Origin of the sequence: Bradyrhizobium sp. CER78 (assembly GCF_029846235.1) — a bacterium.
GTDB lineage: Bacteria > Pseudomonadota > Alphaproteobacteria > Rhizobiales > Xanthobacteraceae > Bradyrhizobium.
This window is the reverse complement of the sequence record NZ_JARVWP010000003.1, coordinates 451,828-478,491: the sequence shown is the minus strand read 5'-3', so window position 1 is coordinate 478,491 and position 26,664 is coordinate 451,828. Positions and strand designations below refer to the sequence as shown.

Sequence of the window (26,664 nt, the reverse complement as noted above, 5' to 3'; positions counted from 1 at the left end):
TGAAGTGGATTACTTGGTCCTGATGTAGCCCGCGAGCCGCGTCTTCTGGTCCTGGCACCAGGTCGTCATGCTGCCGGCGCGGCGCTGATCGAGGTCGGTGGTCTGGGTTGCGATCGCAACTTCGGTCATCAGGTCGTCGGCCTGCTTCTCGCCCATCTTGCCGCCGGTGTGCATGTAGGCGATCGCCTTGCGCACCTGCTCGGTGGTGCCGTCGGGCAGGTGCATGTCCTGCGCGCGCTGCACGAGGTCCTGATAGACCAGATCGGTGCCGGGGCACTCGACCTTCGCCGCGAAGGCCTGCAGCACCATCGTGACATAGGCCGCGCGCGGATCGGCGTGGGCCGGCGTTGCCGCGACGATCAGGCCGCCGATCAGCAGAGCAAAACGCATCGAATTCCTCCCGAAGTTTTAGACGTTTTGCCGCAAGGCTAGCGTCCGCGGGAACCGACTGCAACCGTAAGGACACACTTCCCGAGGGAACCGATCAAACAGCCGTGTTCCAATCGGGCTTGCCACGATTTCAGCACGATTTCGGCAGCAAGTGCCACAAGTTGACGCAGGGGAGAATGATCGTGTCGAAGTTGGGGCTTGCTGCGGTGCTGGTGGGTTCGCTTGCACTTGGCGGCTGCATGCAGGCGACGCTGTCGCCGGTGACGGATGCCGCGATGACGCCGCGCGATAGGCAATTGTTGGCGCATCCGCCCTATGCGGAGGCCAAGATCCCGGATCAGTTCCAGCGCCACATTGTCGATTACAGGCGAAAGGAACAGCCGGGTTCGATCCTGGTCGATACCGACGCGCGCTACCTCTATTACGTGCTGCCCGGCGGCAAGGCGATCCGCTATGGCGTCGCTGTCGGCGAGGAGGCGATGGCGTTCTCCGGGGTAGCCACGGTCGGCCGTCTGGCCGAGTGGCCCGACTGGGTTCCGACCCAGGACATCCAGGAGCGGCTCGGGCCCTATCCCAAGCGGGTCGCCGGTGGACCGGCCAATCCGCTGGGTGCCCGAGGCATCTACCTCTACCAGGGCAACAAGGACACGCTGTACCGCATCCACGGTACCAACCAGCCCGAATATATCGGGCAGGCGATCTCGTCGGGCTGCATTCGCATGAACAATGCCGACGTCATCGACCTCTACCAGCACGTCAAGCCGGGCGCGACCGTGGTGGTGCTGCCGCCGGGACAGAGCGCGTAATTCGTACACGAAATGCAAAGCGGCCGATCGCGTCATCGCGACCGGCCGCTTTTTCTTTGGCCGTTGGTCAGCCGTCAGCGCAGCGGCATCGGCGGCCGAACCACGGGGCCGCCATCATCAGCATCGACGATGTTCGACTGTTGCTGCGGTTGCACCGGGCGCGGTGCGGCAGCCTGCGGCGCGACCGCGACGGGGGCCGGCAGCGGCGCCGCTGATGCCGGCGGAGGCGGCGGCGGGATATAGGCCTGCGCCGGCCGACGGATCGGAGGAGGAGCAACGGCGGCATGCGGCACCGCCTGAGGCGTGACCGCGGCGCGCGGGCGCGGCGCGACCGGCCGTGGTTCGACGGCCCGGGTCTCGGTCGTCCGTGCAACACGCTGCGCCAACTGATCCTGGCTGGCCTTGAGCTGATCGATGCTGGTCCTGAGCTGCTCGATCTGCTGTCCCATCGACGCGAGATCGCGCGCCATCGACTGCAGCAATTGCGTCTGGTCAGGCGCGGGTGCGGCTGGCGCTGCCGGGGCAACGGCCGCGACCGGCGCCGCCGCGGCGGCCGGTGCTGCGGCAGGCGCGGCTGTGGCGACGTCCTGTGGCGCAGCCGCCGGAGCAGCCTCAGCGGGCTGCTCGGTGGTCGCCGCCTGTGCGGCCGGCGGGCTCGCCTGGTCGGGAGCGGCGGTCGATTTGCCTGGAAGCAGCGATGTCAGCGCCTCGACCTGCGGCACGTATTCGGCCGCCAGCTGCTTGACGCGATGTCCGTAGTGCTGCCACGCCGCGGTGCCCATGGCGCCGGCGATCGCGAACACGAACCAGAAGGCGCGGATCGCCCATTTGTTGGTGGGGCGCGGCGCACGCTCCAGCCGGATGTCGTCCAGCCTGCCGTCATGGCTTGCGGCGCTATATTCCGGCGCGGCCGGCGGCACCGGTGTCGGCGTGACCGGTGGCACCGAGGCGGCCGCCGCGGCGTAAGCGATCGACGGCGTGGACGAGGGTGCGAGACTCGGCCCGAAATACGGCTCGCGCTGTCCCGGCGCCCCCTTGCCGGCGGGTGCTGCCGCAGCGGCGGCATTGTCCGGGCGGGCCGGAGCGAAGCTGGGTTCGATCGCGAAAATATCGTGCGGATCTGCGTCTTTCAGTGTGGATTGCATGGCGGTCCCCGTTTCAGTCCAAGGTCAAACCGCAAATGGGCGGCCGGCAAATTTCGCTCTGTATCGACCCCTGGCCCTGTCCCCACAACTCCAGCCGGGTTTGACCAAAGCAAGGCGAGAGGGTGGAGAGGTTGAGGAGTTTCGGGAACCGAAGCCGGCGGCCGAGGCCGCGGGAATTGACCCGCAGGCGGGGAGCTCCAGGGCTGCATTCCCGGAGGAATCTCCTGAGTTGTGTGGCGCATCCACCACACCCGAGAGGAAATCGCGCGGTGCGCGGCGGGTCTGACTGCTGTCCGCCACCGTTCTGCCCCGATTGGATTCGGCTCATTAGGCGGGTGTTGGATTTTCGGCTTGGGCTGGGGCGCGAGTTGGGGATGCAACATGTCACGCGACGATGCAGTCATTTCGTACGTCGACGTTATCGGCCGTGCGCGCGGCGCGGTGCCAGCGGCGCGAAAGCCGTTGCGGCTGTTTGCGGCCGTGATCGGCGCAGCGTCGCTTGCGGCCTGCGCACAGTCCTCGGTCGTCAGCCAGCGCTCGCAGGCGCTCGCGAGCCGGCCGGCGTCGGCCGAGCCGACGCGGGCTGCGTCATCGGCGACGCGCGCACATGTCGCAACCGCGCACCGGCATGCCCCCTACGCCGCGCGCAAGACTGCCGACAGCAAGCTCGCATCGCAGGGCGTTGCGAGCTTCTACAGCGACGAGCAGGAGACCGCGAGCGGCGAGAAGTTCAACGCGCACGAACTGACTGCCGCGCATCCGACATTGCCGTTCGGCACCAAGCTGCGCGTCACTGACGTCAAGACCGGCCGCTCGGTGACCGTGCGCGTCAATGACCGCGGGCCTTACGTCCCCGGGCGTATCCTCGACGTCTCGTATTCCGCGGCACAGTCGCTCGGCATGATCGGCAAGGGCGTCGCGAATGTCCGGCTCGACGTGGTGCAGTGAGCCACATCGCTCGAGCGAGGTTCGGGATTTTTTGCCGGCCGGATCGGGAAAAAGTCCCGGCGTTGAGCGCGCTTTAATCCTGTTGTCCGAACCACCCAGCCCAATAGAATTGGCGCCGCTACTTCCCCGTGCTCGCTTTTTCCAGGCGCGTGGATTTCTACCCAACGAACCTTTCCCCGCCTTGGATTGTCCCGCCAAGGCGGGATTTTTCTGTGAGCGGGCATGCGCGCCGCATGCGTTGACACGACTGGCGGGAGCCATAACCTCCGTTCTGCTTTCGGAGGATGGCCCATGCCCAACAACAATCAAGAAACTGACGGCGTCGCATCAGGTCAGCCGTCACGGCGCGGAGCATTGCAGCTGTTCCTGGGTGGGGCCGCCGTGCTGCTTGCGCCGGACGGACGCATTGGCACCGTGACGACGGCGCAGGCAGAAACCGGCTTTGCCGATGGGCTGTCGCGCGGCCGGCCGGAAGAGCAGGGCATCGCGCCATCCGCGATCCTCGATTTTCTCGACGAGGTCGACCGCCAGGGTTATGAGCTGCACAGCTTCATGCTGTGGCGCAACGGCCAGGTGGTCGCGGAGGGCTGGTGGTCGCCGTATCGCGCCGACCGCAATCACATGATGCATTCGCTGACCAAGAGCGTCACTGTCAGCGCGGTCGGGCTCGCCTTGGCCGACAAGCGTTTCGGCCTGCAGGACAAGGCGATCTCGTTCTTCAAGGACAAGCTGCCGCCTGTCGTCGACGACAAGCTTGCCGCGATGACGGTCGAGGATCTTCTGACCATGCGCACCGGCCACGCGTCGATGACCTCGGGCTCGGCGTGGCGGCCGATCAGGACCAGCTGGGTCGCCGAGTTCTTCAAAATCCCGGTCGTCTACCAGCCCGGCACCAAATGGGTCTACACCTCGGCCGCGACCTATCTGCTGTCCGCGATCGTCACCAAGACGACCGGCGAGGCTGTGGCCGACTATCTGAAGCCACGATTTTTCGATCCTCTCGGAATCTCAGGCTATGAATGGCCGGTCGGGCCGGAAGGCATCTCGCCCGGCGCCAACGGGCTGAGCTGGAAGACGGTCGATTGCCTCAAGCTCGGCATTCTGTATGCGAAGAACGGCATGTGGAACGGCAAGCAGGTGCTGCCGGCCGACTGGGTGGCGGCGGTGCAGCAGCCGCACGTCAAGGACACCTACGGCTATCAATGGTGGATCGGGCCCGAGACGTTCTACGCCGACGGCCTGTTCGACCAGCTCAGCTTCGTCTTCCCGAAGCAGAATGCAGTGCTGGCGATCAGTGCCGGCATTCCGCAGCGCAGTGGTTTCAACAAGCTGGTGTTCCGGCATTTCCCGGCGATGTTCTCCGGTAATGCGACCAAGAACGATGGAGATGCCGAGAAGCTGAAGGCGCGAACCGCAGCCCTGCAGTTGCTGCCGCCATTGGTGCCGGCATCGTCGCCGGTCGCGGCGCAGATTTCGGGCAAGACCTGGCAGATGCCGGAGAATGCCGACGCGATCAAATCGGTGGGTCTCAGCTTCGCCGACAAGACCTGCACCTTCACGCTCGAGGATGGCAGAGGCACGCACAAGGTTGAGGTCGGTCTCGACGCGCCGCGCGAGGGCACCACGACGATGACCGGCAACAAGCTGCATCACGAGTACCAGCCCGATGTGATGCGCGTGGTCGCGAGCGGCACCTGGCGCGACCTGCGCACCTTCGTGATGACCTGGACGTTCGTGGAATCGGCGTTCCGCGACACCGTGACCTGCACCTTCGAGGGACCGCAGATGCGATTCGCGCGCAGCGTCAATGTCAACTCGTCGGCGCTGGATATGCCGACCTTGATGGGCAAATTGGCGTAGCCGCGACCGCAAATTGCGCTCTGCCGCATCTTGCGGCAGGCTTCCACCAAATTGTCACACTCCCAGCGAAATGCAGCCCAAAGCCGCTGCCAACACACCGCCGGATGGACTATGTCGGCGAGGGACAAGCGTTGGCCTACAAGATGATCGCAGAACGCGACAACGAAACGGTCAGGATCGAGCGGGAGAGCACCTTCATCATCATCGCCAAGGCCAGGGTCTGGGCCAGCGAGGGATGGCAGGTAGTGATCACCGACAAGGACGGAAAATCATACCCGCCCGAGGAATTCGACAAGCTGCTCGCGGCTTAGCTCTACCGCTGCGCTGACACCAGCAGCATCATCGGCCGCTCGAGTTCGTCGGCGAGCTCGGGCATGGCCTTGATCTGCTCGCGCGTCGGGGAGAATTCCTCGACACGGCGCAGCATGAAGCCGGCGCCGATCAGCGCGTTGAGCGTGGTGCCGATGGTGCGGTGATATTTCAGCACGCCCTTCACATACCAGTCGGTCCGGCGTTCGCCTTCGATGAAGTAGCGGTTGACCGGCCAGGTCTTGCGGCCGTCCTGATCCTGTCCCCAGTCAGGATGGGCGGCCGCCATGTAGATCGGGTGCTCGATGGTGAAGACCAGATGTCCGTCCGCGACGAGCGTGCGATACAGCATGCGCGCGAGGCGATCGAAGTCCCTGATGTAGTGGAAGGTGAGGGCGCTGTAGGCGAGGTCGAATGTGGCCTTCGGCAGCTCCAGCGTTTCGAGGTCGGCGATCTCGTAGGTGATGGCCGGATCCTGCGTCATGGCGGTGGCGCGGGCGATCATGGTCTGCGACAGGTCGACGCCGAGCACGTCGGAGACGCCTTGCTCGCGCATCCAGCGCGCCACCCAGCCGAAGCCGCAGCCGAGATCGACCACGCGCTTGCCCGCGACATCAGGCAGCATGGCGCGGATCGCGGGCCATTCCGGCGCGCCGAGCAGCCCGCGGACCTGCCGCGGGAGCTGGCTGTAGCCGGCGAAGAAGCCGGGATCATCATAGATGTTTTGCGCCATGGCAGGGCAACTCGGCAAACGGATGGTGTTCGTCTCTGTAACCGCCGCCGCGCCGCGTGGGAACCGCCGATTGCATCGCGCGCGGGAACCAGAGGCGGCATTCGGCGGTTTCTGATGTCAGCGCCGCGGGATGCGCATTCGCCCGTCCGGCGGCAGCCGACAGCCGAGGAGAGCACCATGATAGCCGAGATGCAAATCCACACCATCGCGCGGCAGATGCTGCTGAAGCACGGCCCGGAGGCTATTGCGCAGGCGGCGCAGAACGCGGTGGCCTGCGAGCGCAAAGGGGAGACCGAAGATGCCCGCGACTGGCGCCATATCGAGGACGCCCTGAAGATGATGCGCGGACCGCATCAGAGCTGATTGCGTCAACCACTATGTCTGATCGAATGAGTCCGGTGCCGCGCGCCGGATCATTCGATCTGCGACTCCCCGGAGCCGCTTGCCTTCGCTGGAAATTCCGGGAACTCTGTTCCGGCAAGCAGCAGACAAATTCTATCTGGGGGAATTCGCCATGACCTTTTCACTCTACGACGCGACGGTCGCCAATTATCTGCAGATCCTCGGCTCCGCCTCGGGCTTTCTCGAGAAGAGCCTCGCGCATTTCAAGGACAACGGCATCGATCCGGCCGAGATCGTCGAGACCCGGTTGTTTCCGGACATGTTGCCGTTCCGCTTTCAGGTGGTCTCGCTCGCGCATCACTCTCGCGGCGCGATGGAGGCGGCGAAGAGCGGCGTGTTCGTCCCGCCGTCCGGCAAGCCCGATCTGGATTATGCCGCACTGCAGGCGCTGGTGAAGGACGCGCACAGCGAATTGTCGGCCCTGGCGCCGGATGCGGTCAATGCGCTGCTCGGGCGCGAAGTGACGTTCAAGGTCGGGGATCGGTCGATGCCGTTCACGGCCGAAGGATTTTTGATGTCGTTCTCGCTGCCGAACTTCTTCTTTCATTCGACAACGGCCTACGACATCCTCCGCCACAAGGGCGCGCCGCTTGGCAAGCGCGACTTCATCGGCCGCTTGAACCTGAAGAAGTAACCGGTCGCCGCGCGCAGCAAGACCAAGCGCGCGCGGCAACAAGCGCGATCGTCAGAACCTGAGGCCTGCCGACGCTAGCCGATCCTGCGCCACCGCGGCACGGGATCGAGCGGCGTCCGGTAGAGTTCGCGCCGGTCGATGTCGGTGACGCGCACGGCGCAACCGCGCGCCTTGAGCTCCGGCTTGACCTGCGACAGCTCATTGGCGAGCTGATCGGCGCGATCGGAGGCGAGGCTGATGTCTTCGAGGATGATCGTTCCTTGATTGCGGAACTCGTCCCCCACCACGAGATCGAAGGTGTAGTACGGCATTCCGAAGCTCCCCGTTTCGGTTTGCATCACAGGGTAACACTGAGTCGTGTGTTCCCTAAGATGCATGGCGCACAATCGTCGAGCGATCCGCGCAAAAACGATGTGCAGCGCGTCAGGCACGATGAACGATCAGACACGCGCGGCACGGCGAAGAAGTCTTTGGTCCAGCACACCGCCATGCCGTTAAGATTTGATTAAAACTGTCGGCGCAAGCTTAAGACCAAGTGGATCGCGGCGGAACCGGACTCCGGGAACCGGCAGCTGCAGGAGAAGGTCGGTGGCGTAACGCCCGCCGGCCTTTTCTCGTTTGCGGACGCCCATTGGCGCTCCCAAGGCGCTCCCTGGCGATCCTTGGGCGCTAGTCGCGCAGCACGGCTTGGCGCCTGGCGCGGCATTTCGGGCCGGGCCCGCGCATGTAATACAGCTCGGGGCGATAGGGGTTGACGACGCCGTCGAGCAGCGCGACGCAGCGCGCAACGAGGCGGGCGAGGCGGCGGCGCAAGGGCTGCAGGGCGAGTTCCATTGCGTTCATGGCACGCCCTCAGTGCAGTTCGCCGAGGATGGCGGTGAACGGCAGCTCGAAGATCTCGGTCCCGATGTCGTCGGTGACATGGACCGCCCAGTTGCGCCAGTCCTCCGCGCTCGGTGTCATGACAAAGCTGCGCGCCAGTTGCTCCGCATGCACCCGTGCTTCCGAAAGATCCATTGCGGCGCCGATGCGATCCAGGATGACGTGCTTGTCGTCGGAGCAGTGAAAGAAAACTGCGGACATCTTCCGATTCCCATGCCGAAGCGATTCTCGCGCGATGGAATAGCAGTGCGCGAGGGCATCGAGAATCCGGATCATCCCCCATCGGTAAACTACGGGGATTTCAGACAATTTGAATCACGCGGCTGTGATGAGAGCGGCCGTCAGAAGATCGGCTCGCCGACCGCAACCTCGCTGCGCGGGCCGAGCGCGATCACCTGACCGCTAGCGTCCTTGGCGCCGAGGATCAGGAGTTCCGAGGTGAAACCGGCGATGTTCTTCGGGCCCAGATTGCAGATGCACACCACCAGCGAACCGACCAGCGCCGCCGGCTCGTAATTCGTGATCTGCGCGCTCGACCACATGATCCGCCCGGCGCCGACATCGACGCCGACCTTGTAGGACGGATTGCGGGCACGCGGAAACGGCTGCACCTCGACGACCTTGCCGATCCTGACATCGAGGCGGGCGAAGTCGTCATATGTGGCTTGCGGCTTGAGCGGAGACATCAGCGCTCCTGAAATGCGAGGCGGATGCCGAGCGCTATGTAGATCGTGCCAACCACGCGGCCCTGCCACTGCCCGATGCGGCGATGTCGCCGGATCCACGGGCTGATCTGGCCGGCGGCGAGCGCGAGCAGCGAGGTGTAGGCCGCGCTCATCACCACGAAGATCAGGCCCAGCGTCGCGAATTGCGCGACGGCCGAGCCGTGACCGGGATGCACGAATTGCGGCAGGAAGGCGAGGAAGAACAGCGCGGTCTTCGGATTGAGCATTTCCGCCCAGATAGCCTGCCGGAACGCGCGCCTCGGATCGATCGGCCGCGCCGTGGGCAGATGCAGGTCGTCATTCTTCTCGAACAGGGCACGGACGCCGAGCACGATCAGGTATATCACGCCGGCATATTTGACGATCGAGAACGCCAGCGCCGAGGTCATCAGCACGGCCGACAGGCCGAACGTCGCCACGGCGGTGTGGACGAGATCGCCGAGCGCGATGCCGAACCCGGTGGCGACGCCGACGCGCGGTCCGCCGGTCACGGAGCGTGCGAGCACCAGCAGCACCGCGGGGCCGGGGATCAGGAACAGGCCGAGCACGACGGCGGCGTAGGTGAGGAGGGTGGTGGTGTCGATCATGAATGTGTCCCGGATGTCAGGATGCAGGGATCGCGACCGCCGCGAAACGCGGCTTCGGATCCAGCATCACGCCAGCGCTTTCGACGATGCGCATTTCCTCGGTTCCTCTTTCCGCCGTGCGCACCAGCACGCCGTGGATGCCTGACGCGGCGTGGCTGAGCGCGTCCGGCGTCGCCAAGCCGCGCACGCGCGCGGCAGTGAACAGTCCCGCGAACAGGTCGCCGGTGCCGGACGGGCTGATCGGCACCCGCGGGGTGCGAACGCGCCAGGCGCGAATGCCCTCGGAGGCAGTGCGCTCGATTGCCAGCGTCTCGATCTCGGCCTCGGGAGTGCCGGCAAGCTCGGCGCTGGTGATGACGATGGTCGCGGGACTCCGCGCCATCAGCGCGCGGGCCCGCGCGATGACGTCATCGATCGTCGTCACGCGGGCGCCGCAGAGGAACTCGAACTCGAAATGGTTGGGCGTGATGATGTCGGCCAGCGGACAGAGCTGGTCGCGCACCAGCGGCGGGATGTCCGAGCGCACGAACATGCCGCGGTCGCGGTCGCCGAGCACCGGATCGCAGCAATAGAGCAGGGCTGGGTTCGCCGCTTTCGCGCGGGCGACGAAGTCGGCGACATCAAAGCCGATATCGGCCGAGCCGAGATAGCCCGACAGGATCATCCGGGCCCCCTCGACCGCGCCGCGTTCCTCGATGCCTTGCAGGAGGTCGGCGACCAGCTGCACGTCGAGCACCCGGCCGCGGATGGTCGGATAGCCCGGCCGGTTGCTGAGCAGCGTGGTCGGCACGGCGACGACGTCGATGCCGTGCAGCTGGATCGGAAAGGTGGCGGCGCTGTTGCCGACATGGCCCCAGGCGACCTGTGACTGGATCGAGATGACAGTCATCGTCCGCATTACCCGAACAGAGCGGCGTAGATCACGTAGAGCCAGCCCAGGATACCGTGGATGATCGCCCACAGGATCGAATGGTTCTTGGTGTAGGAGATCGCAATCGCCAGCGCCGAGCCGAACCCCACGCCGTATTTCGCACCCTCGACGCGGACGCCGTAATACCGATTGCCGTTCATGGTGATCCTTCCAGCGGGAGGGCGGGAGACTGGTGACAGCGTAACCCGCGGTGTGCCGCCAGTTCAACGGGCCGAACGCCGCTGCTGAGATCGAAGTGAGCCTCCCTCCGCACCGTCGTCCCTGCGAAAGCAGGGACCCATAACCACATGGCTACATTGTTGAAACGCGCTGTGGCCCCAGCGTCGCGCAACAATCGGCATTCGGGGTAATGGGTCCTGGCTTTCGCCAGGACGACGGCGGTGGATAGTTCCCGCTTCAAGATGTCAAACAGGCAGTGTCATCACCCGCACATGCGGATGGCTATTGCTGCGCCCCACCCATCCCGCAGGCACCGGACATTCACGCTCCGATCAACCGAATGTGTCGGACGGAGCGGTAGGACGCGAAATTTGGCTGGGTCGCGGCGGAATAATTCGATGGTGCCGCCCGTCATGGTTGCAGCGAAAATGCTTCAACAGGCCGGCGAGATGGTCCGATCCTGTTGAATCCAAACAGGAGAAGCTCGATGACCACGATCAAGTGCGTCAAGGCGGGGCTGGTTGCGCTCGTCATGCTGACTGCATCGGCTATGGCGCGCGAGGTCCATGCGGCCGGCCCATCCGCATTCGCAAAGGCACATGCCGCGGCCGCCGGCCGCTGGGGCGGTGGGCCGCCGCGCATGGCGGCGCCGCGCTTCGGCGAGTTCGAAACGCTGCCGCGCGATCAGCCCGGCGGCGTCTGCGACCATGGCGACAACGCCATGATCTGCTGAGCCGGACGGTGCATGGCGGTGATCTCCGGCAAAACTTGCGCTAGCCTTGCTGGGACGTCTCCCTCCAGCCGCGAGCGCCGCCGCCATGCACATCCTCCGCCCTCAGTTTCGCATCGAGGACGACCACGCACTGGCCTTTGCGGCGGCGCGCGGTTTCGGTGCCATCGTCGCCGCCGATGCGCGTGGGCCGCGGGCGTCCCATGTCCCCTTCGTGATCGTGCGGCGCGACGATCGTGTGATCGTGCAGCTCCATCTCACCGCGAAGAATCCGCTGGTCGAGCTCGCCGATGGCACGAGGCGCTTCCTGCTGATCGTCTCGGGTGACGACGCCTACATCTCGAACGATTGGTACGTCTCGCGCGACAACGTCTCGACCTGGCTCTACGAGGCGGTGCATCTGTCCGGCGTCGCGCATCTGCGCCATCACGGCGAGAACCGAGACCATGGTGACGCGCTGCTCGCGGTCTCCGAGGCGCGGCTGCCGAAGCAGCCCTGGGACCTCACGCAGATGGAGCCCGGCAAGCGCGAACAGATGCTGGCGTCGATCAGGGTGATCGATCTCGTCGTCGACGAGATCGAAGGGCAATCGAAACTCAACCAGCACAAGAGCGATGCCGACTATGTCGCGCTCGTCAACCGCCTCGCGCACGCGGAGGAGACGGCAAGCCACAGGCTCGCGGAGAAGATGCGCGCGCTGCGGCCGGAGCTTGCGTATGCGAAGTCGCATCTTGCCGACAATGGCGGATGACGCTTGCGGCTAGTTCGCCGCGGCGTTCCTCGGCGCCGGAATCGCAAACGTGTTGTTAAGAATCGATTCGCGTCGATTTGTCCGATTCCGATTCGTTCTTTGCGAACAGAATGGAGTCGAATGAGGAACGGATCGCGATGCGCGGAGCACGGCGCGCGGATCAAAAAAAACAACGTGCAGGTGCCTCGTTCGAGTCGTGTGAACGTGTTGTTAAGAATCGCTTCGCGCCGATTATTCGATTCCGATTCGTTCTCTGCGAACGAAATGGAGTCGAACGGAGAACGCGGCGATGGTGCTGCCTTGCGCTCGATCCGGGAAGCCGGCCCATGCCGAATGGCCTGAACGGCGCGGCGACATTGCGCAGTGAGCGTAATATTCCCACCATGGCACAACATCGATCGCTCGGATGCCCTCCGTGCACGCACATTGTTAACGCTTGAGCCGCGCCGATTTTCCTGATTCCGATTCGTTCTTCGCGAACAAATTGGAGTCAGACAAAGAACGCGGCTGTAGCGCGCAGGACGTTTCTCTGCTCCACTCGGAGCGCGCATGAGAGAGCGGATCGATGGCCGGCAAGACAAAGAAGGCGAGCAAGACAGCAAAGCGGCCCGCGTCGCGGCGGACGGTGCTGGCGATCGACATTGGCGGCAGGCATGTGAAGGTCATGACCGACAAAGAGCGCATCAAGCGCGAATTCGAGTCGGGTCCAACTCTGTCCGCCATCGAGATGGTCCGGCAGGTCAAGGCGCTGACCAAGGACTGGTCCTATGACGTGATCTCGATCGGCTATCCCGGACCTGTGGTTCACAACCGTCCGCTGACGGAGCCGCACAATCTCGGCCGCGGCTGGGCCGGCTTTGATTTTCACAGCGCGTTCGAGCGGCCGGTGAAGGTCGTCAACGATGCGCTGATGCAGGCGATCGGCAGCTATCAGGGCGGGCGGATGCTGTTTCTCGGCCTCGGCACCGGGCTCGGGTCCGCGATGATCGTGGAGGACGTGTATGAGCCGATGGAGCTCGGTCATTTGCCCTACCGCAAGGACGCGACATTCGAGGACTATGTCGGCGCCGCCGGCCTCGAGCGTCGCGGCCGGAAGAAGTGGCGCAAGAGCGTCGACGACGTCATCGCGCGGCTGTCGGCTGCATTGGAGCCTGACTACATCGTGCTCGGCGGCGGCAATGCCGACAAGGTCGACAACCCGCCGCCCAAGGTGAGGTTCGGCGATAACGCCAACGCATTCGAGGGCGGTTTCCGGATGTGGAAGAAATCGCGCAAGGCGAGCACGCGTCGATGAAACTGGAACTGCCACCAAATTGCCGCGACTGCCGAAGTTTCGTGCTGTTCCGTCGTTGCTGTTCCTGGAACTGATCGGGTCTGCCGCTCGTTTTATGCGGCATGATATCCCGTTCCAAGAGGAGTGACTGATGCGAAGCTTCATTATTCCCGCCATTGCGGCGTTGGCGATCGGCGCTGCGACGCCGGCGATGGCCTATGATTCCGGCAGCCAGATCTCGATGGAGGCTGCCCTCGACGTCGCGACCAGTATCGGCATCGTGACCGTGTCCAACACCCAGTTCCTCGGCGACGAGTGGGAGGTCGAGGGCCGCGACCGGCTCGGCCGCTGGATGCAGGTCGATGTCGACGCGCGAACCGGCGAGGTGCGCAACGTGGATCGCGGCTGGTAGCCCGCGTCTTTGCAGCGGCCTGAGATTTCCGGACGGCCGGCGGCGCAGGGCGCACGCCGGCCGTTCGTTATCCAGAGCTGCGCGATGCCGTGCTTTGGCCGAATGGCACAAAGCTGGGGTATGCTCGGTCGCATCATTTTCGGGAATCGCCGCCGGCGCGGCGATCTCGCGAACAGGAGACCGGCCATGACAAAACCGTTTCCGTCCAAAACCCATATCGGCAACCATCTGCTGCATCCGGAAACCCAGATGCTGAACTACGGCTACGATCCGCAACTGTCGGAGGGCGCCGTCAAGCCTCCGGTATTCCTGACGTCGACCTTCGTGTTCCGGACCGCCGAGGACGGCAAGGACTTCTTCGATTTCGTCGCGGGCCGCCGCGAGCCTCCGGAAGGCATGGGGGCGGGGCTGGTCTATTCGCGTTTCAATCATCCGAACAGCGAGATCGTCGAGGACCGGCTTGCGATCTATGAGCGCACCGAGAGCTGCGCGCTGTTCTCGTCGGGGATGTCGGCGATCTCGACCACCGTGCTCGCCTTCGCGCGGCCCGGCGACGTGATCCTGCATTCGCAGCCGCTCTATGGCGGCACCGAGACGCTGTTCACCAAAACGCTGGCGGCGTTCTCGATTGGCGCCGTGGGCTTTGCCGATGGCCTCGACGAAAGCATCGTGCGCGGCGCCGCCGACGAGGCGATGAAGAAGGGCCGCGTCGCGATGATCTTCATCGAGACACCGGCCAATCCGACCAACGGCCTGGTCGATATCGCGCTGACCAGGCGCGTCGCCGACACGATCGGCAAGGCGCAGGGCTTTACTCCGATCATCGCCTGCGACAACACGCTGCTCGGGCCGGTGTTTCAGCGCCCGATCGAGCACGGCGCCGATCTGTCGCTGTACTCGCTGACCAAATATGTCGGCGGCCATTCCGACCTGATCGCGGGCGCGGCGCTCGGCTCGAAGAAGCTGATAAAGGACGTCAAGGCACTGCGCGGCGCGATCGGCACCCAGCTCGATCCGCATTCCTGCTGGATGATCAGCCGTTCGCTGGAAACGCTCAGCCTGCGCATGGAAAAGGCCGACCGCAATGCGCGGATCGTCGCCGACTATCTGCGTGACCATCCCAAGGTAGCGACGGTGCATTATCTCGGCCATCACGATGCGGCCTCGCCGGCAGGGCGCGTGTTCGCGAGCCAGAGCAGCGGCGCCGGCTCGACCTTCTCGTTCGATATCGTCGGTGGGCAAGAGGCCGCGGAAGGATTCCTCAACAGCCTGCAGATATTCAAGCTCGCGGTGAGCCTGGGCGGCACCGAGTCGCTTGCGAGCCTGCCGGCGACGATGACGCATTCCGGCGTGCCCGCGGACATCAGGAAGAAGATCGGCGTGCTCGATACGACGATCCGGCTGTCGATCGGGATCGAGCATCCGTCCGATCTCGTGGCCGACATCGCCCAGGCGTTGAGCAGGGTGTGAGTGAATGCGTAGGGTGGGAGAAGCGGCATGTTGACGATCACCGCGGTCATCCGCGCCAAGAAGGGCCACGAGGCCACGATGCGGCAGGCGTTGCTCGACGTCGTCGCGCATGTCCGGGCCGACGAGCCGTCCACCGTCGGCTATCACGTCTCGCAGGATGCCGCCGACGCTTGCGTGTTCGCGACCTATGAGCGATACGCCGATCAGGCCGCCATGGACCGGCACAACAATTCGCCGGCCGTGGCGCGGTTCTTTGAGGTGGCGAAGCCGATCCTCGACCGCGATGTGATCCTGGTCTCGGCGAACGAGATCGCGAGCAAGTAGGCGGGCGGTCGGCTGGTGCGCTCGGCGCGTGCTAGGCCTTCTTGACGAACTCGGACTTCAGATTCATGGCGCCGATGCCGTCGATCTTGCAGGCGATGTTGTGTCCATCGCTGCCTTCGGTGAGGCGGATGTTCCTGACCTTGGTGCCGCCCTTGACGACCGACGACGAGCCCTTGACCTTGAGGTCCTTGATGACGATGACACTGTCGCCGTCGGTCAGCGGGTTGCCATGCGCATCGCGTACGCCCGCATCCTGCGAGGCCGCGGCAGTTGCAGCCGCCTCCGCGCTCCATTCATGGGCGCATTCCGGGCAAACCCAGAGCGCGCCGTCCCGATAGGCATGCTCGGAATTGCATTTCGGGCAGTTCATTGCGGCGTCCATTGCTCGACATCGTCTCCGTCGTGACCGGCGCACCGTAGGGTCGTAGACGGGGAACGCAAGGGAAAACCCAGGGATTCGTCGCGAAAAACGGCAGATCGAATGCAGGGCTGGCGAGTTTGCTGTCGAGCACAGATGCCGCTGGAACGGTCGGCCCGGCTATCTGTTGCCATTCGTCGCTCGGCATTGCGGCCCCACGCCTGCGGGGAGCGACCCGCAGGCGGCTGATCCAAAAACATGGATGCGGAAGATGATGCACGGAAACTCGGCTCTCAGGCTTCGCATGTCGGTCACCACCGCCGCCTTCTCGTCGGCACTGCTGGCGATCACAAGTCTCGCCCACGCACAGCCGGTGCATTCGGGTGCGGATCATGGCGATGCCGGTCCTGGCGGCTTCGCCGACCTCGCGGAGAAGGTCGGGCCAGCCGTGATCGGCGTGAGCGCGACGGTGGCTGCGGCAGACGACGATGATTCTCCCGGGCCCTCCCTTGGACCGGACGGATCCGATCAGGATATGCCGGGGCAGGTTGTTCCGGGGCCCGGCCGGCGCGGCGGGGGCAACATGCCGAAGCCGACCGAGATGACCTCGATCGGATCTGGTTTCTTCATCTCAGCCGACGGCTATGCGGTGACCAACAATCACCGGCTGGCGGGCAGCGACACGGCCGATGTCCGCACCAGCGACAACAAGGTCTACAAGGCGAAAGTCCTCGGCAAGGACTCCGTCAGCGATCTGGCGCTGCTCAAGGTCGATGGGCGGACCGACTTCACCTATGTCAAATTCGCCGATCAACCGCTGCGCGTCGGCGATTGGGTGCTTGCTGCGGGCAATTCGTTCGGGCTCGGAAACACCTTCAATGCGGGGATCGTCTCGGCGCGTGCGCGCGACCTGGAGACCGGTTCGTCGGAGGATTTCGTTCAGATCGACGCGCCGATCAACCGCGGCGATTCCGGCGGGCCGAGCTTCAACACGCATGGCGATGTGATCGGTGTGAACAGCATGATCTTCTCGCCCTCGGGCGGCTCGGTCGGCGTCGCCTTTGCGATACCCGCCGATACCGTGAAGACGGTGATCCCGCAGCTGAAGGATAAGGGCGCGGTGACGCGCGGATGGATGGGGGCCCAGGTTCAATCGGTCACCCCCGACGTTGCCGAGAGTTTGGGCGCGAACAATCTCCACGGTGCCGTCGTGGTCGGCGTCCAGAACGGCGGCCCGGCGGCGAAGGCCGGATTGAAACGCGGCGACGTCATCACCTCGGTCAATGACGAACCGATCAAGAGCGCGAACGAATTGACCAAGAAGGTCTATGCGGCGGCGCCTGGCAGTTCGGTCAAGCTCGCCATGGTTCGCGACAATGCGCCGAATTCGTTGAACGTGACGGTGGGCAAGCTCGCGCAGTCGCAGGCGCCTGCGGGGCTACCCAAGTGACATTACGGGCTACATTTACGGCGTGATCCCGCCGGCTTTGGCGATCAGCTCGAACGAGCGCAGCCGCTTCTGGTGATCGTAGACGTCGGACACGATCATCAATTCGTCGGCGCCGGTCTCGGCGACCAACGCATCGATGCCGGCGCGCACCGTCTCGGGCGAGCCGACGATGGAGCGCTCCAGCATCCGCATCGCCTGGACTTTCTCCTGTGGCGACCAATAGGTTTCGATGTCGTCGATCGGCGGCTGGCTGAGGCCGCGCGCGCCGCGGAAGATGTTGGTGAACGACATCTGCTGCGTGGTGGCAAGCCGCCGCGCTTCTGCATCCGTGTCGGCGGCGATGATGTTGACGCCGACCATGGTGTAGGGTCGGTCGAGCTGCTCCGACGGCTTGAAGCGCGCGCGATAGATCTGCAGCGCCTGGTTCAGCAGCTCGGGGGCGAAGTGCGAAGCGAACGCGTAGGGCAGGCCGAGTTCGCCGGCCAGCATCGCGCCAAAATTGCTCGAGCCGAGAATCCACAGCGGCACGTCGGTGCCCGCGGCCGGCACCGCCTGGATGCGCTGGTTGGGACCGGCGGCGGCAAGGAAGGCCTGCACCTCGAGCACGTCCTGCGGAAAGTTCTCGGCTGATTCAGGCGTGCGGCGCAGCGCGCGCAGCGTCAGCTGATCGGTGCCCGGCGCGCGGCCGAGCCCGAGGTCGATCCGATCCGGAAACAGCCGCGCCAGCGTGCCGAATTGCTCGGCGATGACATACGGCGCGTGGTTCGGCAGCATGATGCCGCCGGCGCCGACCCGGATGGTGTTGGTCCCTGCCGCGATGTGCCCGATCACGACGGAGGTCGCGGCGCTCGCGATCCCCGCCATGTTGTGGTGCTCCGCCACCCAGATGCGGCGATAGCCGAGCGCCTCGGCATGGCGAGCGACATCGCGCGCATTGTAAAGCGCGCCGCGCGCATCGGTCTCTTCGGTGACGCGGACGAGATCGAGAATGGAGAGGGCGGCCACGAGAGCTCCGGAGCGTTAGGGACGGGGAGCCGGAGGTATTTGGCTGTGTCCAGGTGGGGGCGAAACGGCGCGGGCAGCCGGTTCATGCAGTTGCATATGGATACGGTCGACATGCCAGTCAATCCGCCGACCAGAAGCGTAGCTCTGCCGGACAGCTCTATCACCGTCACCCCCGCGCAAAGGCTTTGCCTTTGCGCTGGAGGAGCGCGAAGCGCGTCTCGAAGGGTCGACGGCCCGGCTGGTGGCCGTGCATCCTTCGAGGCTCGCTCTGCTCGCACCTCAGGATGACGGAATTGGCTCTGGACTCCAGCAAAGCTGCGCGTCCCAAAATATCGAAAACAACCCCATGCAAAGGAGCGGTCGCCGCCGGCACTCGGAAAAGCGACTTGACGCGTCGGGCAAATCAGCGGTATTTTTCCATTATTCCGAAATTGTGCACGACCGTTGCCGTTCGCCGGCTGCCGCCGGAGAAGCGTCGCGTCACGCCCCAGACGATCGCGGCGGTGGCGGCCGTCGCGATCAAATGCTTCAAGGTGTGTCCGCTGACGAAGCCAAACGTGTTCGCGATCTGATGGTCGAGCACCTCCGCGAGCTTGGCTAGAACGTACAGCCCCATCGCAGCGGCGAAGGCGATGCGCTCAGTGCGCGGCGCGCGATCTATCGCCTGCCAGAGCGGGATCAGGACGAGCGGGAGCACCTGCAGCAGCAGATACGGCCGCAGGTCGCCCGCGCCATGCCTGTCGGTATACACCCACCACGCGACGCCGGCTGCGGCGAACAGCGCGAGCGCGATCGCTTCGATGTTCGCTCGCGATCCCGCATGCGTGTCACCGCGGACGCCGACGAGCAGGCCCGCGCCGGCGAGCGCGATCGGCAGCATGTCCCAGGTCAGCCGGCCGTTGCCGGGGTCGAGGTGAAAGTAGCCGGAGCCGAACGCGGTCAGGAACAGGCCGATCAGGAACAGGCGATAGCCCGGCCATCCGGCGCGGAGTTGATCGCCGTTGCGGTGGGGCCAGAGCGCCAGCCAGCCCCAGATCGCGACCAGCGCGAAGCCGATGTTGGAAAGCACGTCGCCTGCGTGAGGGATGCCGAACAGGGCCGAGTGGTCGGCGAAATCATTGTAGTGGGGCGGCTGCGCGATGCGTCCGTGCACCGCGAATGCCGCGATGATGCCGATCGTGATGATCGCCGGGGTGACTTTCATCCACGGTTTCACGGGCCGCTCGGACCCGGTCAAACCGTTCATCCGGAAGGTGGTCTGCATCGTCGGCTCCAATGAAAATGAACAATGTTCAATAATAGATCAGAGGTTTGAGCGATGTTCAAGTTCTATTTGCTGGGGACCGGGGGATGCGGGGGAGGTGCCTGGAAGATCTCCATCAAAGCTTCAGCGCGGCTTGCGAGCTTGGAGCATGACGAGGTCAGGTTGAGCTGGAACGGCATCGAAGGTTCACCTCTCCCTTGGGAGAGGTCGATTTGCGCAGCAAATCGGGTGAGGGATTACGGTCTATCGAGAGAGCAAGAGCCCTCACCCGGATTGCACTGGACGATGCTTCGCATCGCCAGGCGCAATCCGACCTCTCCCCAGCGGGGAGAGGTGAACCGAGAGCGCGCCAAGCCGATTCAATCCAATCTCATCGCGTATTATTGGCTCACGTGGCGGCTCAGGGTGCGCGGGGCGTCTCAGCGATGCGTGACTTGCCGAAAATGTGCTGATGAAGGCGGCTTACGCCTGCGGCCGATCCACCCTACCTTTGCCGGGCGCCGACCGCGCAACCCACCGATCCGATCCGGAGCGAGACCAATTCCCCAACTCATCTTCGGCCTGACCAGCCTCTTGATCCTGGCCCGTTTCATCTGGCCGCTCGACTGGCCGCTCCCGGCAAAGATCGTCGCAGCGCTGCTGGTGCTGGTCGCCTTGCAGTTTCACCGCTGGAACAGGCTGTCGTCGGGATCGGAATTCTCGCCGGAGTTTCCGCGTCCGGTGGTTGCGCTGTTCAACTGGGCGTTCGGCGCGATCATGCTGCTGGCGCTGCTGCAGCTGGCGCTCGATGCCGGGCTGGTCGTCGCCGCGATGATCCATGGCGGCTTCGTGGGCGCGCCTGACGGCGTCCGCTACGCAATTGCTGGCGTCGCGGCCATCGCCGCCGCGATCGGCGTCCATCAGGCGATGCGCATTCCGCCGCTCAACGACATCGAAGTCGCGATCCGCGGACTGCCGCGAGAGTTCGACGGCTACACCATCCTGCAACTGACCGATCTTCACATCAGCCGGCTGTTTCCGGCGCCATGGGCGCGCGAGGTCGTCGCGCGATCGAACAAGCTCGGCGCCGACCTGATCGCGATCACGGGCGACCTGATCGACGGCACCATTGATGCCCGGCGGAGCGACATCGCACCGCTGCGCGATCTGATGGCCGCCGACGGCGTCTACGTGATCTCGGGCAATCACGAATATATCTTCGGTTATGACGGCTGGATGGCGCACTACGAAGCGTTGGGCCTGCGCTCGCTCGAGAACAGGCACATCGTGCTCGAGCGCGGCGGCGGCCGCCTGGTGATCGCGGGGATCACCGATCGCGCGTCGCGCCACCGGGGGCATTCGATCCGCGACCTTGCCGCGGTTCTCGACGGCGCCCCCAAGGGCGCGCCGATCATCCTGCTCGACCACCAGCCGAGCGATGCACGAAAGGCGGCTCGGCTCGGCGTCGCAATGCAACTCTCCGGGCACACCCATGGCGGATTGATCCTCGGGATCGACCGCCTGGCCGCGCGCGCCAATGCCGGCTTCGTCTCGGGCCGCTACGACGTCGACGGCATGACGCTCTACGTCAACAACGGCACCGCGCTATGGCCGGGTTTCGCCTTGCGGCTCGGCCGCCCGTCCGAATTGACGCGGATCACGTTGCGGGTGGCGGATAGTGCCTGAGTGATTTGTTGCGCACGCGATGATGCCATCGCGAGGTCGGTGTCATCACCCGCGAGCCGGGCGATGACCGGGTGTGGATGGGAGCAAGACTCTCTCCACGCGTCGTCCCTGCGAAAGCAGGGACCCATACGCCGCAGCGGATGTTGTTGAAGGGACTCGTCGTTCCAACATCGCTCAACAATGACCATTCGTGGTTATGGGTCCCTGCTTTCGCAGGGACGACAGCGAATGTGTGGCGCGGCTTGAGTCATACATCTGCATTCTCGCGACATGATTTGTCCGAGCTCCTCGTCTCGTTGCGAACGAAGCAATGCATGGTTCAAGCTATGAACAAGGCGCCGCGACATCGCACGGTTAACACATTGGTCATCTCTTTGCTCTCATTTTCACGACCTCATTCAGCAGGAGGCACCATGTCCGACATCACCATTCCCGGCGGAAAGATTCGTTCGTTTGTCGAGCGGATCGAGAACCTGGACACTGAGATCCAGGAACTGAGCGAGCAGAAGAAGGAGGTCTTCTCGGAAGCGAAGGGCGACGGCTTCGACGTGAAGATCCTCAAGGAGATCATCAAGCTGCGCAAGCAGGACCAGGACGAGCGCGACGAGCGTGAGAGCCTGCTCGATCTCTACATGCGCGCGATGGAGACGGCGCCGGCAGACGACAAGACCGCGAAGGCGGCGTGAGGTCCGCGGAGGCAAGTAGGGTGGGTTAGCGACTTTGTCGTAGCTTATCGAGCGAAGGCGAAAGCGTAACCCGCCGCGACTGTTGCCGGCGAAAGGGCGGATTACACTCACGGCCAATTCTACTGTGTCACAGTCGCTCTTTCCCTCTTATGGGACGCTGCCAGCCGTCATTGCGAGCGAAGCGAAGCAATCCATTGGGCCGCAAACGCGGATAGATGGATTGCTTCGTCGCTGTCGCTCCTCGCAAAGGCGGGGAGAGAGCACCCCGGACGCAGTAGTGCTAGTCCGCTCTACGCTCGTTAGAGCCAGCGCCATCGGCGCCGATATCTTCGCTTTAGGTGAGATTTCTTGTGTCGCGGCATCGCTAAGAATCGGCTGCCACGGTAGGCTCCGTTTCCGATTTATGACGTGCGATTCAGGAATCCACGGCTCTTTAAGGTGCAGAAACGAAATTGACGATTGTTCGTGGAGGGAAAGGAGAGGTGGAATACAGCGTGAAGAGTCCCTAACGCAACCGATGGAGGACGCTATGTTTGTTGCATTGAGCACACGACGATTTGCTTCTCCTAGCTCGGAGTTCTCCCCTGGACCCGCTCCAATTCTCAACTGGGTTAGTATCGAAAAGCTAGTTGTTGACGTAACGTACCAAAGAGAAATTGGTCGAAGGGGAGCTGCTAACGTCACTCAAATTGCAGAAAATTTTGACTGGTCGAAGTTCGCTCCCGTGATCGTTGCGCCGGTTGAGGGAGGTTTCTTTGCCATTGTCGATGGTCAGCATCGAACCACGGCCGCCATGCTGCGAGGTCAGGAACAGGTTCCATGTCAGATAGTTCAGGCTGATCGTGCTCAGCAGGCCGCTGCATACGCAGCGGTGAACGGCAATGTTACCAAAACAACTGCTCAGCAGCTTTATCACGCCAAACTCGCTGCAAAAGACGAGGAAGCTCTTGCGCTTGCGGAAGTCTGCGCTGCGGCGGGCGTCGAGATTCTTCGCAAGAACCTAGTTCGGGCTGCAATCCAAAGAGGTCAGACGTATTCGGTAACTTCACTCATTCGCTGCTTCAACAAGTACGGACGAAACACCCTCATCACGGCCCTACAGTGCATTACCGAAACGGCCGATGGAAACCCCGGCTTTGTACGAGGGACGTTTATTGAACCCCTATGTGAAGTTCTTCATGAGGCCCCGCAATGGAGGGATGCCGGGGAAGCGCTCCTACGAGCAATGGATAAGTTCAAGTTCGCCGATGCATGGGGCGAAATCGCAGCTGGTCGAGACCAGATCTTTCCAGCCACAGCCAAGAAGATGATGGCAGACAAAATCAGGAAGTTCTTGTTACGTCGGCTCGGCAGCTCTGTAACAAAGGCGGCGTGACCATCGCAATCGAAGCAAGTAGCCCGTATCAGCGAAGCGATGTGCGGGATTGATCTTGCGAGTTGCGCGCCGGCTCCTGGATGTCTCTTCGCTCATTCGGCTACGCTTGCTAGGCAGCCCTCCGCCAGATGGTCAGTGCATCAACTCCTTGATCTTATTTCGGACGTTTTCGTGCGGCGATGGTTGTCGAAAGACGCAAGGCGGAGTGATTTGGACGTGGTGATGCATTCGCGAAGGCTTGTCATTGCTGCTGCTATGCTCGCGCTCGGGACTTTACCGGTCCGCGCGCAGCAAAGCGCCGAGTATGATGCGTGCATGGACAAGGCAGAAGGGGTGTCAACGAAGATGCTCGATTGCGGCAAGACCGAAATCGGCAAGTGGGACACGCGGCTCAACACCGCCTACCAAGCCCTTCTCGCCAGCTCGAAGGGCGAGGCGCACGCGCAATTGCTGACCGAGCAGCGGGCCTGGCTGAAGCGTCATCTCAGCGAAACCCATCGCCTCGCCGCAGACCCCGACAACGGGTCCGTCGCGTTCCTCGACTCCCAGGCGTTCGAATTGAAGGACATCGCCGACCGCACGCTGCTTCTCGAAAAGCGTGCCCACGCCTCGCGGTAGACGGTACCGTCTTGATTGTCGGCGAGGAGGGCGGGTCAGCGACTTGTGCGCCGTAGCTCATTGAGCGAAGGCGGAAGCGTAACCCGCCGAAATTGTTGCGGTTGGCGTTTGCCGTCGACAGTAGCCTGCGTTCTACAGCTCTACGCCGTAGAGTTCGTGTGCACAGCTCCGCACTTCTGGGGAGGCAATGTCTGCCAACTCTTCGAGGTAGTCTAGGAATTCTTGCTTGTTGCTCATTGAGAATATTCGCGCCTTATAGTTCAGGTCGGAGCGAAGCCGACCTTGCTTCAACAACGAGGCGCATTGTCGGTCTACGAACATGGCGTCTACGTACGGCGCGTACGTCGCTATCGCGATGAAGTCGTTGAGTATGCCCGCGGTCAGAGCGGGGCTTTGTCCACTTGATACTCGCCAGCCGAGAGCTGCTATCAGATAGGCAAATATCCGATGTGCTGGCTGCTGTTCATTGCCTACCCAGTCAAGAAACGTTGCCGCGGTCTTGCCAGGGACTGCTCGTTCCATGAACAAGCCGGCTAGTTGCCGATACCTATTTTGCAATCCAAAGCTAATTTCAAGTAGGCTTGACGGATCATTCGATGCGAGCGCTGCCGCAGTTCTCGTAACCTCATGTTCGAGCGCGTGCCGCATCGCGGAGCCGTAGCTCGATAGTTCGTGCTTCAGAATCTGATCGAACGTCGATCGCTTCTTCGCCCATGCGTCGGCCAGTTGTTTCAGACTATTCGCGGCCGTCGCTTTGCTCTCCCTCAAACCCGGCGCGAATATCGATAGATCGGAGTTTACGTTGATGTGGTAGATGGGCAGCCAGACATTCCTGTCGCCGGAAAGAATGTCGTCCACGTCGAAGGTCAGGCTGGGTACTTCCAAGTCTTTGAGGTATGCCTCTGCAAATTCCCACTCTTGCGAGATAGCGACTGAGTGGGTGTCCTCAAATGAGATGTCTCCGCTGAACATCTCGTGGGCCAACCTCAACTCGGACGGCGAGTGCCAGACGATCGTCTCGTCCGAATGAAGGTTAGAGGTCGGAAATATGACTTGCTGCCTCAGATAGGCGCGATTGGCCAGTGAGTAACAGTCCAGCCAGAATTGTTCGCTTGGTGCACCCGGGCGCCGTGTTTTTGTCTTTGTCTTATAGAGTTCGCTGATGACGAACTGATCGAGATATACGACGCGCTTATCGACGTCCGGTAGGACCTCGCCGTGGGAGTGCCCGCAATTTTTGCAGCGTTTCGTCGCCATGGTGCCGCCGACGGAAAGTGTGCCGAGCGCCTCGTTCTTGCATTTTGGGCACTTCCGAAATGGTGGCAGTTCAAACATAGATAGTTGCCAAATCAGGTGATTAAATGCGGCCTTTTGCTTGCGAGCTAGCAGCAAGTAGCCGCATGAGTGAAGCGATATGCGGAATCGATCTTGCGACCTGTGTGCCGGTCCCGGACGTCACTTCGCTTACCCGGGCGGCGCTTCCTGCCGGGACGCTTGCCAGATCGCAATGGCATCACTTACTCCTTGCGATACTTGGGTCCGTTCGTCGTATTTGGCTCTAGAGAATAGCTGCACAACTCTCGATACTTCTTGCCCGTCAAATGGGCTGGTCGCGCCCTCCGACTTTAGACGGTTGATTGTGTATTCCAAATAGGTGTCGAAAGCTTCCCTAAGGTCTGCGCCCGAAATATCGAAACTTGATATGGTCGCTTCGCGAAGGTCGGTCGCATCGATCTTTGTCTCGCGAAAATCGGTGTCGTCAATCTCGGCTCCTTTGATGAGACAGTGCTTGAAGCGTGACGACCGGAAGCATGTTTTCGTCAATTTCGCTCTTTGAAGGGTTGAGGTCTCAAACACCGAGTCCTCGAAGCTTGCATAGTTGAGGTTGGCGAAGTTGAGGAACGAGCCAGTCAGATCAGATCGATCGAAGTTTAGGCTAGAAAGGTCGTATCCAACCAGATTGGAATTTCGGAAGTTCAAACGCCATCCCTCAAGCGTTGCTCTTTCCCTGATCCGCAACGACCTTCGACCTATAATCGTTAGTGCAGCTTGAACATCGCTTCGATGGGTAGGCTTGGGAGTTTGGTCTCCTCGAAGGTAAGCCTTGTGTTCCTCCTCGCTTGTAGATGGCTCAAAAGGCGAGTTCTCGCGAATGTAAGCGCATAACGTCTCTAGGATTGCCCTTTGGTCTTTTTCACTCTCATCTAACAACCTCTCCAATGAATAGAGGCCTCCTAGACGGGATTCAATATTCGGAGCCGAACGCGAAATCGTGGCTCCATCAGATCCCGTCGTTTTGATCTCCCGTACGCCGCCCAGAAGCTCAACTGATTTTGAGAATATGCTCGTGATATGATTTTCTAGCGCGACGCTTGCTTGTTTAGCTGCGGCGGTGGCTTGTTGATGAGCAACCCACGTTCTCCAGACTAGGAATGGCGCTCCAAATACTCCAATGAAAGCAACGAGGAAATTTCTGGCCGAGTCTTGATAGCTTGTGTTCGGCAGCATGACGGCATCGAAGCCGAGCCGGAACAGCAGTACAAAACAGAGAGGGGCGCACACAATGAATAGCATGACCGCAATGATTGCGGAAACGGTGCCTGATGCGCGAAAGAATGCCGGCAGCGCGAGGAATGCGCTCCGGTCTAAGTAGAACGCGCTGAAGCTATCTTTGGCCTTGTCGTCGTTGGATGCGGGCATCGTCTTGCGCGCTCCGTCTGCGCTGATTTGGGCTCTCCGCATACTCGTACGATGAAGGGCGGCCATTTTGGC

At 62.8% G+C, this 26,664-nt stretch carries 32 protein-coding genes; 17 read left to right on the top strand and 15 right to left on the bottom strand.

Translation table 11 applies throughout. The annotated features are described in order from the left end of the window. Window positions 1-9: 9 nt before the first annotated feature. A complete protein-coding gene (locus QDT69_RS08140) occupies window positions 10-390 on the bottom strand; it encodes a hypothetical protein (protein ID WP_279706073.1) in 381 nt (126 codons plus the stop codon). Between the two features lie 176 nt (window positions 391-566). Here QDT69_RS08140 and QDT69_RS08135 point away from each other — a divergent pair, with 176 nt between their 5' ends. Further along, window positions 567-1,196 carry a L,D-transpeptidase gene (locus QDT69_RS08135; protein ID WP_246787626.1) on the top strand — a complete coding sequence of 210 codons (630 nt, stop codon included), beginning with the start codon at window positions 567-569 and terminating at the stop codon, window positions 1,194-1,196. Window positions 1,197-1,270: 74 nt separating this feature from the next. On the opposite strand, the gene QDT69_RS08130 is transcribed toward QDT69_RS08135, so the two are convergent. Next, complete coding sequence (locus QDT69_RS08130) at window positions 1,271-2,341, bottom strand: hypothetical protein (protein WP_279706072.1); 1,071 nt, start codon at window positions 2,339-2,341, stop codon at window positions 1,271-1,273. Window positions 2,342-2,722: 381 nt separating this feature from the next. On the opposite strand from QDT69_RS08130, the gene QDT69_RS08125 reads away from it, so the two are divergent. From QDT69_RS08125 to QDT69_RS08115, 3 genes are all read left to right on the top strand, one after another. Further along, window positions 2,723-3,289 carry a septal ring lytic transglycosylase RlpA family protein gene (locus QDT69_RS08125; protein ID WP_279706071.1) on the top strand — a complete coding sequence of 189 codons (567 nt, stop codon included), beginning with the start codon at window positions 2,723-2,725 and terminating at the stop codon, window positions 3,287-3,289. Between the two features lie 291 nt (window positions 3,290-3,580). Continuing rightward, complete coding sequence (locus QDT69_RS08120; RefSeq protein WP_279706070.1) at window positions 3,581-5,149, top strand: serine hydrolase; 1,569 nt, start codon at window positions 3,581-3,583, stop codon at window positions 5,147-5,149. Window positions 5,150-5,253: 104 nt separating this feature from the next. Beyond that, window positions 5,254-5,460, top strand: coding sequence for a hypothetical protein (locus tag QDT69_RS08115; RefSeq protein WP_279706069.1), 207 nt, complete (start codon window positions 5,254-5,256; stop codon window positions 5,458-5,460). Window positions 5,461-5,462: 2 nt separating this feature from the next. Here QDT69_RS08115 and QDT69_RS08110 read toward each other — a convergent pair whose 3' ends face one another. Continuing rightward, the gene (locus tag QDT69_RS08110; RefSeq protein WP_279706068.1) at window positions 5,463-6,191 is read right to left on the bottom strand and encodes a class I SAM-dependent methyltransferase; all 729 of its coding nucleotides are present in this window, start codon (window positions 6,189-6,191) and stop codon (window positions 5,463-5,465) included. A gap of 177 nt (window positions 6,192-6,368) precedes the next feature. Between QDT69_RS08110 and QDT69_RS08105 the strand changes: the two genes are divergently transcribed. Further along, window positions 6,369-6,554 carry a hypothetical protein gene (locus QDT69_RS08105; protein WP_128970955.1) on the top strand — a complete coding sequence of 62 codons (186 nt, stop codon included), beginning with the start codon at window positions 6,369-6,371 and terminating at the stop codon, window positions 6,552-6,554. A gap of 151 nt (window positions 6,555-6,705) precedes the next feature. Next, window positions 6,706-7,227: a DUF1993 domain-containing protein gene (locus QDT69_RS08100; RefSeq protein WP_279706067.1), complete on the top strand. Its 522-nt coding sequence runs from the start codon at window positions 6,706-6,708 to the stop codon at window positions 7,225-7,227. 74 nt (window positions 7,228-7,301) lie between these two features. On the opposite strand, the gene QDT69_RS08095 is transcribed toward QDT69_RS08100, so the two are convergent. From QDT69_RS08095 to QDT69_RS08065, 7 genes are all read right to left on the bottom strand, one after another. Beyond that, window positions 7,302-7,538, bottom strand: a complete 237-nt coding sequence (locus tag QDT69_RS08095) for a hypothetical protein (protein ID WP_021079644.1) — start codon at window positions 7,536-7,538, stop codon at window positions 7,302-7,304. Between the two features lie 358 nt (window positions 7,539-7,896). Further along, on the bottom strand, window positions 7,897-8,070 hold the full coding sequence (locus QDT69_RS08090) for a hypothetical protein (protein ID WP_279706066.1): 174 nt from the start codon (window positions 8,068-8,070) through the stop codon (window positions 7,897-7,899). A gap of 9 nt (window positions 8,071-8,079) precedes the next feature. Further along, window positions 8,080-8,310 (bottom strand): hypothetical protein, encoded by a 231-nt coding sequence (locus tag QDT69_RS08085; protein ID WP_279706065.1) that lies wholly within the window; start codon window positions 8,308-8,310, stop codon window positions 8,080-8,082. 140 nt (window positions 8,311-8,450) lie between these two features. Then, window positions 8,451-8,795, bottom strand: coding sequence for a tRNA-binding protein (locus tag QDT69_RS08080; protein WP_279706064.1), 345 nt, complete (start codon window positions 8,793-8,795; stop codon window positions 8,451-8,453). Beyond that, entirely contained in the window at window positions 8,795-9,421 is a 627-nt protein-coding gene (locus tag QDT69_RS08075; protein ID WP_279706063.1) for a LysE family translocator, read from the bottom strand. Before QDT69_RS08075 ends, QDT69_RS08080 begins: the two co-directional genes overlap by 1 nt. Before the next feature lie 16 nt (window positions 9,422-9,437). Further along, entirely contained in the window at window positions 9,438-10,310 is an 873-nt protein-coding gene (gene pdxY / locus QDT69_RS08070; RefSeq protein ID WP_279706062.1) for a pyridoxal kinase, read from the bottom strand. A gap of 8 nt (window positions 10,311-10,318) precedes the next feature. Beyond that, the gene (locus tag QDT69_RS08065; protein ID WP_016840760.1) at window positions 10,319-10,492 is read right to left on the bottom strand and encodes a hypothetical protein; all 174 of its coding nucleotides are present in this window, start codon (window positions 10,490-10,492) and stop codon (window positions 10,319-10,321) included. Window positions 10,493-10,998: 506 nt separating this feature from the next. Between QDT69_RS08065 and QDT69_RS08060 the strand changes: the two genes are divergently transcribed. The 6 genes from QDT69_RS08060 to QDT69_RS08035 all read left to right on the top strand — a co-directional run bounded on the left by QDT69_RS08060 (window position 10,999) and on the right by QDT69_RS08035 (window position 15,471). Further along, a complete protein-coding gene (locus QDT69_RS08060; protein ID WP_279706061.1) occupies window positions 10,999-11,244 on the top strand; it encodes a hypothetical protein in 246 nt (81 codons plus the stop codon). Between the two features lie 85 nt (window positions 11,245-11,329). Continuing rightward, window positions 11,330-11,992, top strand: a complete 663-nt coding sequence (locus tag QDT69_RS08055) for an FMN-binding negative transcriptional regulator (RefSeq protein ID WP_279706060.1) — start codon at window positions 11,330-11,332, stop codon at window positions 11,990-11,992. Between the two features lie 565 nt (window positions 11,993-12,557). After that, window positions 12,558-13,286, top strand: coding sequence for an ROK family protein (locus QDT69_RS08050; protein WP_279706059.1), 729 nt, complete (start codon window positions 12,558-12,560; stop codon window positions 13,284-13,286). Between the two features lie 130 nt (window positions 13,287-13,416). After that, a complete protein-coding gene (locus tag QDT69_RS08045) occupies window positions 13,417-13,677 on the top strand; it encodes a PepSY domain-containing protein (protein WP_074126713.1) in 261 nt (86 codons plus the stop codon). A gap of 186 nt (window positions 13,678-13,863) precedes the next feature. Then, entirely contained in the window at window positions 13,864-15,147 is a 1,284-nt protein-coding gene (locus tag QDT69_RS08040; RefSeq protein WP_279706058.1) for a cystathionine gamma-synthase family protein, read from the top strand. A 27-nt stretch (window positions 15,148-15,174) separates the two neighbouring features. Beyond that, complete coding sequence (locus QDT69_RS08035; protein ID WP_279706057.1) at window positions 15,175-15,471, top strand: putative quinol monooxygenase; 297 nt, start codon at window positions 15,175-15,177, stop codon at window positions 15,469-15,471. Between the two features lie 31 nt (window positions 15,472-15,502). Here the strand turns inward: QDT69_RS08035 and QDT69_RS08030 are convergent, their stop codons facing one another. Continuing rightward, complete coding sequence (locus QDT69_RS08030) at window positions 15,503-15,853, bottom strand: zinc ribbon domain-containing protein YjdM (RefSeq protein ID WP_279706056.1); 351 nt, start codon at window positions 15,851-15,853, stop codon at window positions 15,503-15,505. Between the two features lie 247 nt (window positions 15,854-16,100). Between QDT69_RS08030 and QDT69_RS08025 the strand changes: the two genes are divergently transcribed. After that, the gene (locus tag QDT69_RS08025) at window positions 16,101-17,279 is read left to right on the top strand and encodes a trypsin-like peptidase domain-containing protein (RefSeq protein ID WP_279706055.1); all 1,179 of its coding nucleotides are present in this window, start codon (window positions 16,101-16,103) and stop codon (window positions 17,277-17,279) included. Window positions 17,280-17,294: 15 nt separating this feature from the next. Here QDT69_RS08025 and QDT69_RS08020 read toward each other — a convergent pair whose 3' ends face one another. Both QDT69_RS08020 and QDT69_RS08015 read right to left on the bottom strand, forming a co-directional pair. Further along, window positions 17,295-18,284, bottom strand: a complete 990-nt coding sequence (locus QDT69_RS08020) for an LLM class flavin-dependent oxidoreductase (protein ID WP_279706054.1) — start codon at window positions 18,282-18,284, stop codon at window positions 17,295-17,297. A 403-nt stretch (window positions 18,285-18,687) separates the two neighbouring features. Continuing rightward, window positions 18,688-19,548, bottom strand: coding sequence for a hypothetical protein (locus QDT69_RS08015; protein WP_279706053.1), 861 nt, complete (start codon window positions 19,546-19,548; stop codon window positions 18,688-18,690). Window positions 19,549-20,088: 540 nt separating this feature from the next. Between QDT69_RS08015 and QDT69_RS08010 the strand changes: the two genes are divergently transcribed. The 4 genes from QDT69_RS08010 (at window position 20,089) to QDT69_RS07995 (ending at window position 23,892) form a co-directional block, all read left to right on the top strand. Beyond that, window positions 20,089-21,213 carry a metallophosphoesterase gene (locus QDT69_RS08010; RefSeq protein WP_279706196.1) on the top strand — a complete coding sequence of 375 codons (1,125 nt, stop codon included), beginning with the start codon at window positions 20,089-20,091 and terminating at the stop codon, window positions 21,211-21,213. A gap of 413 nt (window positions 21,214-21,626) precedes the next feature. Next, window positions 21,627-21,899 carry a DUF2312 domain-containing protein gene (locus QDT69_RS08005; RefSeq protein ID WP_163159637.1) on the top strand — a complete coding sequence of 91 codons (273 nt, stop codon included), beginning with the start codon at window positions 21,627-21,629 and terminating at the stop codon, window positions 21,897-21,899. A 529-nt stretch (window positions 21,900-22,428) separates the two neighbouring features. Continuing rightward, on the top strand, window positions 22,429-23,274 hold the full coding sequence (locus QDT69_RS08000) for a ParB/Srx family N-terminal domain-containing protein (RefSeq protein ID WP_279706052.1): 846 nt from the start codon (window positions 22,429-22,431) through the stop codon (window positions 23,272-23,274). Between the two features lie 216 nt (window positions 23,275-23,490). Continuing rightward, entirely contained in the window at window positions 23,491-23,892 is a 402-nt protein-coding gene (locus tag QDT69_RS07995; protein WP_279706195.1) for a lysozyme inhibitor LprI family protein, read from the top strand. 132 nt (window positions 23,893-24,024) lie between these two features. On the opposite strand, the gene QDT69_RS07990 is transcribed toward QDT69_RS07995, so the two are convergent. Next, window positions 24,025-25,227: a hypothetical protein gene (locus QDT69_RS07990; RefSeq protein WP_279706051.1), complete on the bottom strand. Its 1,203-nt coding sequence runs from the start codon at window positions 25,225-25,227 to the stop codon at window positions 24,025-24,027. Between the two features lie 129 nt (window positions 25,228-25,356). Continuing rightward, on the bottom strand, window positions 25,357-26,592 hold the full coding sequence (locus QDT69_RS07985; protein ID WP_279706050.1) for a pentapeptide repeat-containing protein: 1,236 nt from the start codon (window positions 26,590-26,592) through the stop codon (window positions 25,357-25,359). Window positions 26,593-26,664: the final 72 nt, after the last annotated feature.

Coding starts and splice junctions, on each gene's coding strand:
- QDT69_RS08055 (WP_279706060.1), top strand. CDS start 11,330: ATGCACATCCTCCGCCCTCAGTTTCGCATCGAGGACGACCACGCACTG.
- QDT69_RS08035 (WP_279706057.1), top strand. CDS start 15,175: ATGTTGACGATCACCGCGGTCATCCGCGCCAAGAAGGGCCACGAGGCC.
- QDT69_RS08100 (WP_279706067.1), top strand. CDS start 6,706: ATGACCTTTTCACTCTACGACGCGACGGTCGCCAATTATCTGCAGATC.
- QDT69_RS08025 (WP_279706055.1), top strand. CDS start 16,101: ATGATGCACGGAAACTCGGCTCTCAGGCTTCGCATGTCGGTCACCACC.
- QDT69_RS08000 (WP_279706052.1), top strand. CDS start 22,429: ATGTTTGTTGCATTGAGCACACGACGATTTGCTTCTCCTAGCTCGGAG.
- pdxY (WP_279706062.1), bottom strand. CDS start 10,310: ATGACTGTCATCTCGATCCAGTCACAGGTCGCCTGGGGCCATGTCGGC.
- QDT69_RS08140 (WP_279706073.1), bottom strand. CDS start 390: ATGCGTTTTGCTCTGCTGATCGGCGGCCTGATCGTCGCGGCAACGCCG.
- QDT69_RS08005 (WP_163159637.1), top strand. CDS start 21,627: ATGTCCGACATCACCATTCCCGGCGGAAAGATTCGTTCGTTTGTCGAG.
- QDT69_RS08065 (WP_016840760.1), bottom strand. CDS start 10,492: ATGAACGGCAATCGGTATTACGGCGTCCGCGTCGAGGGTGCGAAATAC.
- QDT69_RS08040 (WP_279706058.1), top strand. CDS start 13,864: ATGACAAAACCGTTTCCGTCCAAAACCCATATCGGCAACCATCTGCTG.
- QDT69_RS08080 (WP_279706064.1), bottom strand. CDS start 8,795: ATGTCTCCGCTCAAGCCGCAAGCCACATATGACGACTTCGCCCGCCTC.
- QDT69_RS08015 (WP_279706053.1), bottom strand. CDS start 19,548: ATGCAGACCACCTTCCGGATGAACGGTTTGACCGGGTCCGAGCGGCCC.
- QDT69_RS08045 (WP_074126713.1), top strand. CDS start 13,417: ATGCGAAGCTTCATTATTCCCGCCATTGCGGCGTTGGCGATCGGCGCT.
- QDT69_RS08105 (WP_128970955.1), top strand. CDS start 6,369: ATGATAGCCGAGATGCAAATCCACACCATCGCGCGGCAGATGCTGCTG.
- QDT69_RS07985 (WP_279706050.1), bottom strand. CDS start 26,592: ATGCCCGCATCCAACGACGACAAGGCCAAAGATAGCTTCAGCGCGTTC.
- QDT69_RS08030 (WP_279706056.1), bottom strand. CDS start 15,853: ATGGACGCCGCAATGAACTGCCCGAAATGCAATTCCGAGCATGCCTAT.
- QDT69_RS08090 (WP_279706066.1), bottom strand. CDS start 8,070: ATGAACGCAATGGAACTCGCCCTGCAGCCCTTGCGCCGCCGCCTCGCC.
- QDT69_RS08130 (WP_279706072.1), bottom strand. CDS start 2,341: ATGCAATCCACACTGAAAGACGCAGATCCGCACGATATTTTCGCGATC.
- QDT69_RS08110 (WP_279706068.1), bottom strand. CDS start 6,191: ATGGCGCAAAACATCTATGATGATCCCGGCTTCTTCGCCGGCTACAGC.
- QDT69_RS08115 (WP_279706069.1), top strand. CDS start 5,254: ATGGACTATGTCGGCGAGGGACAAGCGTTGGCCTACAAGATGATCGCA.
- QDT69_RS08135 (WP_246787626.1), top strand. CDS start 567: ATGATCGTGTCGAAGTTGGGGCTTGCTGCGGTGCTGGTGGGTTCGCTT.
- QDT69_RS08050 (WP_279706059.1), top strand. CDS start 12,558: ATGGCCGGCAAGACAAAGAAGGCGAGCAAGACAGCAAAGCGGCCCGCG.
- QDT69_RS07990 (WP_279706051.1), bottom strand. CDS start 25,227: ATGTTTGAACTGCCACCATTTCGGAAGTGCCCAAAATGCAAGAACGAG.
- QDT69_RS08120 (WP_279706070.1), top strand. CDS start 3,581: ATGCCCAACAACAATCAAGAAACTGACGGCGTCGCATCAGGTCAGCCG.
- QDT69_RS08125 (WP_279706071.1), top strand. CDS start 2,723: ATGTCACGCGACGATGCAGTCATTTCGTACGTCGACGTTATCGGCCGT.
- QDT69_RS08095 (WP_021079644.1), bottom strand. CDS start 7,538: ATGCCGTACTACACCTTCGATCTCGTGGTGGGGGACGAGTTCCGCAAT.
- QDT69_RS08085 (WP_279706065.1), bottom strand. CDS start 8,310: ATGTCCGCAGTTTTCTTTCACTGCTCCGACGACAAGCACGTCATCCTG.
- QDT69_RS08060 (WP_279706061.1), top strand. CDS start 10,999: ATGACCACGATCAAGTGCGTCAAGGCGGGGCTGGTTGCGCTCGTCATG.
- QDT69_RS08075 (WP_279706063.1), bottom strand. CDS start 9,421: ATGATCGACACCACCACCCTCCTCACCTACGCCGCCGTCGTGCTCGGC.